The sequence below is a fragment of the Colwellia sp. genome (assembly GCF_013215345.1).
In the GTDB taxonomy this organism is placed as follows: Bacteria; Pseudomonadota; Gammaproteobacteria; order Enterobacterales; family Alteromonadaceae; genus Colwellia.
In genome coordinates, this window is record NZ_JABSOV010000158.1 from 1 (window position 1) to 7399 (window position 7399).

Annotated in this window: 5 protein-coding genes and 1 pseudogene; 5 read left to right on the forward strand and 1 reads right to left on the reverse strand. The window is 38.0% G+C overall.

Features of this window, described 5'->3' with window-relative positions:
* The 5 genes and pseudogenes from HRT50_RS16810 to HRT50_RS16830 all read left to right on the forward strand — a co-directional run.
* Positions 1 to 294, forward strand: a pseudogene (locus HRT50_RS16810) (3-deoxy-7-phosphoheptulonate synthase); the annotation flags it as partial.
* 171 nt (positions 295 to 465) lie between these two features.
* The gene (tyrA, locus tag HRT50_RS16815; protein ID WP_291616614.1) at positions 466 to 1611 is read left to right on the forward strand and encodes a bifunctional chorismate mutase/prephenate dehydrogenase; all 1146 of its coding nucleotides are present in this window, start codon (positions 466 to 468) and stop codon (positions 1609 to 1611) included.
* Between the two features lie 708 nt (positions 1612 to 2319).
* Positions 2320 to 3108: an ABC transporter substrate-binding protein gene (locus HRT50_RS16820; protein ID WP_291616616.1), complete on the forward strand. Its 789-nt coding sequence runs from the start codon at positions 2320 to 2322 to the stop codon at positions 3106 to 3108.
* 88 nt (positions 3109 to 3196) lie between these two features.
* Positions 3197 to 4441, forward strand: coding sequence for a carbohydrate porin (locus tag HRT50_RS16825; RefSeq protein ID WP_291616618.1), 1245 nt, complete (start codon positions 3197 to 3199; stop codon positions 4439 to 4441).
* 65 nt (positions 4442 to 4506) lie between these two features.
* A complete protein-coding gene (locus tag HRT50_RS16830; protein WP_291616620.1) occupies positions 4507 to 6471 on the forward strand; it encodes a methyl-accepting chemotaxis protein in 1965 nt (654 codons plus the stop codon).
* 345 nt (positions 6472 to 6816) lie between these two features.
* Here the strand turns inward: HRT50_RS16830 and HRT50_RS16835 are convergent.
* On the reverse strand, positions 6817 to 7399 hold a 583-nt coding region (locus HRT50_RS16835), incomplete at its 5' end, for a M13-type metalloendopeptidase (RefSeq protein WP_291616622.1).

Below are 7399 nucleotides of genomic sequence, written 5' to 3' on the forward strand. Positions count from 1 at the left end.
GATGCCGGTATCATAGTCGATTGTAGTCATGGTAACTCGAACAAAGATTACACTCGTCAGCCATTGGTTGCACTTGATGTTGTTGAGCAAATTTGTGCGGGTAATAAGTCTATTATTGGTATAATGTTAGAGAGTAATATTAATGCTGGTAAGCAAAGCAGCGATTTAGCCAAAGAAGATTTAGCTTACGGTGTATCGGTTACCGATGCTTGCATTGATTTTGCTGAAACCGAGCAGTTATTAGCCGATGTCGAAGCACAATTATCAGGTTGTTTAACCTCGCGTATTGCCTAAAGGTTTTTACCTACCGGTTCTTTACCTAATCTATGTAGGTAAAGTATTAGACGCGACTTATGTCGCGTTTTTTATTTTAAAGGCTTTGATAAATAATTTTAAGAAAAATACTTTAATATTCTTTTTCTAGACAAGGTGCTTTAGAGAAGATGTTTTATATAAGAGATTGTAATGACCAATTCAGATCCCGACTTTGATAAAAAGTTAACCAGCTTGCGTGATGAAATTGATGAGATTGACAGTGATTTAGTTAAGCTATTACAGCGGCGACTTAGCGTTACCAGTAAAGTGGGGCAATTAAAAAGTAGTGTCGGCAAACCTATTTATGACGGCGCACGTGAAGCGAGTTTATTTGCTAAAAGACGCTTACAAGCTAGTGAGGCTGGTTTATCCCCTGATTTAATTGAAGATGTTTTACGGCGTTTAATGCGTGACTCATACGTTAGTCAAGATGCTAGCGGCTATCGCTGTGTTAATGTTGATTGTAAAAAAGTGGTTGTTGTTGGTGGTAAAGGACAGTTAGGTGCCATTTTTGTCGATTTATTTCAACGTTCTGATTATCAGGTTGCCATTATTGAACAGGAAGATTGGCCTAACAGCGAGGCTATATTAGCTGATGCTGGAGTGGTAATTGTCGCAGTGCCTATTCGTTTAACCACTATGGTTATACATCACTTAAATAACTTACCAAAAGACTGCATTCTGGCCGACTTAACCAGTATTAAAGAGTCTCCATTATTTGAGATGAAAAAGGCACATGCAGGTCCGGTGGTGGGTTTACATCCTATGTTTGGCCCAGATGTTACCGGCTTAATTAAGCAAACCATCATTAGTTGTCAAGGCCGCCTCCCTGAACAATATCAGTGGTTACTTGAGCAGTTTGAAGTATGGGGCGCTAAAATTTATCCGGTTGAAGCCCATGAACATGATCAAGCTATGTCTATGGTACAAGTGATGCGACATTTTTCTACTATTGCTTACGGTTACCATCTAATGGCTGAAGGCGCAGATATTGAAAAACTGGTGGCGATGAGCTCACCCATTTACCGATTAGAGCTAATTATGGTAGGTCGATTATTTGCCCAAGATCCTACCCTTTATGCTGATATCATCTTTGCTAACAAAGAAAACGTTGGCATGATGAAACGTTTTGCTTATCGATTCTTAGAATTACTTGAAGATGTTAGCCTTGATGATAAAGATGCCTTTGTTGATATGTTTAATCATGTTTCTGACTGGTTTGGCGATTATGCCGGAGACTTCCTCGAAGAAAGTAAATCCATGTTGTTAAAAGCCAATGAGTTGAAAAAGCACTAAGCTAGTCTTTCTTTTTCAGCCTCTTTTCACGCTAGTACTATCTTCAGTAATGGTACTGGTACTTTCACTAGTACCTTAGCGAGGAAAGCACTAGCGTGAATCATTTATTTTATCTCAATATCACTCTCAAATTATTGCTTTTTATTCGGCGATAAAAGCTAATCGAAAGTTGGGGGAGAGGTTTTTTTGATAATCGCAAAAGTGTTATAAGAAATACGTTTGCGGGTTTAGATTAGCTCAAAGAAACTTAGAGTAAATATCTTTAGCTAAAAGTAAGTCTACCCCGCTGCCAAGTACATTCCCCTAGCAGTGAAACATTGCATAATCCCTTAGATAAGCTATAAAATATATTCAACTCTTAAACTAAGTTAAGCGTGTTGAGAGCTTTTAGATAATACCAAGTCCATTAAGTTAGTTCCCACTCAGAGCTTGCTAGCGTTTTGAGAACAAATAGAATTTTTTTGTATATAGTCACTCTATATGAAAGAAATTCTGTGCAGTTATCTAATCGCTGTAAAGCTCCCTAAGGGCTAGTTTAAAAGGCTTACATGCTGCGTTATTGATTTTGATAAGGGAGTAACCATTATCTACAATCAATGCCTTGCCTCTAAGCCTTTTAACTCTCGCTGAGTGGGAAGAAACGTATTGGAATTGGTATAAGTAGATTAAAAGCTCTTTAGTAGTCATGTGAACAGGGGCTGTTTATCTATGATTAATTATTTTAAACTTTGCTTTTTTTCTACCTGTTTATGCCTGTTCACCTCAACGATGGCCGCTGAAAATGATGATTTAACTTCCGTGGTTATTGTTACAGGTCCTTACCCGCCAGCTATCAATGAAGCAGATGAGGATAAAGGTTACGTATCTAGACTTGTTGCCGATGCTTTTGCGCTAGAAGGAATTAAGGTGTCATTTATCTTTGTGCCCTGGGCCCGAGGCTTGAGAATGGTAAGGTTGGGCCATGAAGCTTGTATTATGTATTACGGAAAAACACCCGGTAGAGTTAAATCTTTTATATTTAGTGAACCACTATTTGAAGAAGAGTGGCTTTTTTTCCATTTAAGAAGTACCGATGTTAAGTGGCAAAAATTAACTGACTTATCTCGATATATCATTGGCGCAACATTGAGCTACACCTATAGTGAAGAATTTCACAAACTAGCTGACGAAAAAGAATTAAGTGTGCACTGGGTTGCCAGAGATAAGCAAAACTGGCAACTACTAATGTCAGGTAGAATTGATCTTTTTCCCAGTGTAAAAACCGGTTGGCATCAATTACGGAACCTTTATAGTGAAGCAGCAATAAAGCAGGTTACCACCCATCCTAAGCCCTTAAAGTCACAGTTAAACTATTTACTCTGCTCTAAAGATCACCCCAATGCCGAGTACTTCAGAGACAAGTTTAATCAAGGCTTCACTAAGTTAAAAAAATTGCGGTCAATCTCGTATTATATTCCTGATAGTAACGGCGAAACGTGGCCCATTGAGAGCAATTAAATTAATTCAAGTAATCAAATAAATAAGCATAAAGACTATACGTTTTTTAGCTAAAAATCATTTTATTGAAAGTAATTAGGTAGATATTATGAAAATTTTAACAATGCTTTTACTACCCTTGTGTTTTTCTCAGACATGCTTTTCTGCCGAACAAGAAAGTCTAAGCAACAAAGTAAAGCAACTTGAAGTAGAAATACAGCAACTAAAAAAGGCCGTAAATGCAGCTGATAACATTATTGCAGAAAAAAATACTGCAGATAGTAAAGCTGCTGAAAAAGAAGATGTTGGCATTACTTTGGGTGGAGCCGTTCGCTTTCAATATGTATATGAAGACTACAATGATGAAAACTCCAGCCGTGGTGGCGATCTAGACTTTGATATATTTCGCCTTGATTTAAATGGTGAGGTTGGCGGGGTAATATTATCGGCGCAATATCGCTGGTTTCAATATATGAATGTCATTCATCACGCCTGGGTTGGTTATGAATTTAACGAGCAATGGCAAGGACAAATAGGCATAACACGTGTGCCCTTTGGCAACTTAAATTATAACTCTCACAACTATTTCTTTAGTAGTAATTATTACGTTGGTTTAGAAGATGATTATGATGCCGGTATTAAGTTTATTAGAAAAAACGAAAACCATGATTTACGGATAGCTTTCTTTTTCACAGATGAAATGGGCGGCATAGATGGTTATGTGGATAATAGAACTGATAGATATTCTTACGATATAGTTGGTGTGCGTGCAAGTGATGAGGGGATTTATGATCAACCTAGCCTAGAAGCTGCTGAGCACAACACCTTCAATTTACGCTATGCCTATCAGTTAGCTAATGTTGAGCTGGGTTTTTCTTGGTTGTCAGGAGATATACGAGATGCGACATCATCGATAGGTGATCGTACCGCCTTTGCCATACACACTGACGCGCAATTTGATCGTTGGAATGTAAAACTACAATATACTGACTACGAATACGATTTTGATAGTTACTCACCACAAATAGCCGTTGGTGCTTATAGTTTTTATGATTCTATTCCCAGCGAAGCTATACTTTATACCGTTAATCTTGCCTATTTAAAACCAGTCGAATTTGGTCCCATCACCTCATTAAATTTTTATAACAACTACAACATGATGACTGATAAATCAGGCGACTTTAATAATGACACTATTATGAATGTGTTAGGGGTCGCTATATCAGCGGGTGGACTTTATACCTATGTCGATTTAGTCAGAGCAAAAAATCAACCCTTCGTTGGCGGCACCATGGCAGGGGATAGTGATGACTGGCAAACAAGGTTTAATATTAACTTTGGTTATTATTTTTAAAGTGTTTTTAAGCTGTTTTTAGGTTTTGTTAAATTAACCTAAGTTAAGGGAAAGGTTTTAATTATATGAATATAAGAGTGAAAATACAGCTAAGTGTACTGTCGGCGGTAGTTATTCCTGGTATTGTTATTTCAGTTATATTAGCCATGTTTGTTACTGAAAAAGCTTATGAGCAATTTTATGATGTCTCTGAACGAGAGATCAGACAAGTTGAAAATGGCATGAAAATATTCTTTAGAGGCATAGAGGATAATGTTAAGTATCTTATCAATCATCCAAAAATACTTTCGGCTAATAAAGATATCACCAGTTATAAAGCTAATGCTAGTAGCGTATTAATGACGCCAGCAAAAAATGGTGGTTTAGAGTCATCAATTTTTACCATGTTTGAAAATTTCGGTAATAGCCATGAAAACCTTGCCTATGTTTATTTTGCTAACCATGAAGGCGGTTATTTACAATGGCCTGCCGGGAATATTGGCGCTAACTATGATCCCAGAAAAAGGCCTTTTTACCAGTCAGCGCTGAATAGCCGTGGTGAAATCACTAGAACCAGTGCTTATTATTTTGCCTCAGACGATGCCTCAATCATTAGTACTGTTGCCACAGTCAGTGATGCTAATGGCAAGGTTATTGGTGTGCAAGGCATGGATGTAAGCTTAAAAGGCTTAACAGAAATTGTGAGGAAAATTAAACTGGGCGAGCAAGGTTATATTATGCTGTTACAAGATGATGGCACTATTTTAGTCGATCCCAACAATACCCAAAACACCTTCAAAAATATCAATACCTTACCTGGAGAAGCTTTTAAGAAAATAGCACAACTAAACTCAGGGCAACTCAGTATATTATTAGGTGATATCGATTATGAAGTGAATGTCATCAGCTCAGCAGAACTGGGATGGAAGTTTGTTGGCTTCGTGCCCAAAGATGAAATATTAATGATGAGTAATGCCATTATTTCTCGAATGATGATGATTGAAATTGTTATGTTAATCATCTTTATCGTCGCTTCTTGGCAGGTGGCTAAATTGATCACTGACCCTATTATCCAAATAAAAGACAACCTGAGAGAAATTGCCTCGGGTGATGGTGATTTAACCATCAGGATTAATGTTCGCAGCAAAAATGATGAAACAGCCGAGTTAGCGTGTTCCTTTAATGATTTTGTTGAAAAAATTCGAGAGCTAGTGATCGAGGTTAAAAGTAATGCCGATAGCGTTAACCAACTGTCTAGTCATGTAGCACAAGCAAGTGACTCTTTAGCAACTACGACCGAAGAACAAAATACTCAATCACATACTATGGCTGCGGCGTTACATGAGGTATCTACTACCTCAGCGCAAATATCAGCCACGGTAAAAGGTGCTGAAGACTTAGCAGAACATTCAAAAGTTGAAGTTATTGCTGGCGGTAAAACTATCTCTGAAGCTATCGCGTTAATGAGCAGTGTCGCCGATGATATGACCTCTCTGAAAGATACCTTGAATAATTTACAAACATCCTCGGAGAAAATTAATGAAATAATTAAACTTATTACCGGCATTGCTGATCAAACAAATTTATTAGCATTAAATGCAGCCATTGAGTCAGCAAGGGCGGGTGAAGCCGGTCGAGGATTTTCTGTTGTTGCCGATGAAGTAAGAGAGTTATCAGGTCGAACAACTAGTGCTGCGACACAAGTTGCCGAGCTGATTCAGACAGTACAGTCGCAATCGAATGAATCATATGAACATATCACCCTGCTAAACTCAAAAATTCAAGAAAGTGTTGAAAAGGGGCAGGAGTCACTTGAATTACTGAAAAACATCACAGCGTCCAGTGAAAAAATTGCCAGTGAAACCTCACTGGTTGCTACCTCTATAGAAGAAGAGTCGAGCGCAATTGAAGAGATAAATCAAAATATTCAGCATATGTCGACAGCTATTGATGAAAGTACCAAAAGCATTAGTAATATAAAAGGTATTACTGACAACCTTGATAGTCAAGCTGCGCAATTACAACAAATAGTCGAAAAGTTTAAAACCTAAAGCTAAGCCTCTATCTAAGTTTAAAGCTAAGTTTAAGCAGCAGTCGCAGAGCATCAATAGGTATTAAAACACTTATTGCGTATCGAAAGGTAAAATAAGAAAAGCGCTGAGTTGTTTAAAACAACTCAGCGCTTTATTTTTTTAACTAGTACTTATACCAATTTCATTAAATTATTGCTCACTTGTGCTGGTTAAAATACGTCATGCCAGCGTTGTTCTCAATTCCAATAGCCAGCTATTGCTCAATCGAGCGCCTTGCCCTGATTTATTTTTCCTATGCACAACAAGATCACAAACTTAATGAAACTGGTATTACTTTAATTAGCGTTTAGATGAAAAGTACAACTACCAAATTTTAACGCGCTGACTTGGATCTAAGTAAAGTTTATCACCTTCTTTCACATCAAAAAGCTGATAAAATTCAGGTACGTTACGCACAACACCATTCACTCGATACATCGCCGGTGAATGTGGATCGGTACTGATTTGATGTTTTAATGCTTTTTCGCGATACTTTTTACTCCAGCTTTGCGCGTAGCCCAAGAAGACACGCTGCTCACCGGTAAAGTCATCAATAACGGGCGAAGTTTTATCCGCTAATGACATTTTATATGCCAGCAGTGAAATGCTTAGTCCGCCAAGGTCACCAATATTTTCACCCAAGGTGAAAGTACCATTAACATGCACATCTTTAAGTGGCTCAAACTCATCGTATTGGGCGACTAGCTTGTTAGTTCTGCTTTTAAACTCCACTTTATCAGCATCTGTCCACCAGTTACGTAAGACGCCATCACCATCAAAAGCACTACCCGCATCATCGAAGCCATGGCCAATTTCATGACCAATAACTGCGCCGATAGCACCATAATTAACGGCATCTTCAGCGTTTAGGTTAAAATATGGTGGTTGTAGTATTGCCGCAGGAAAC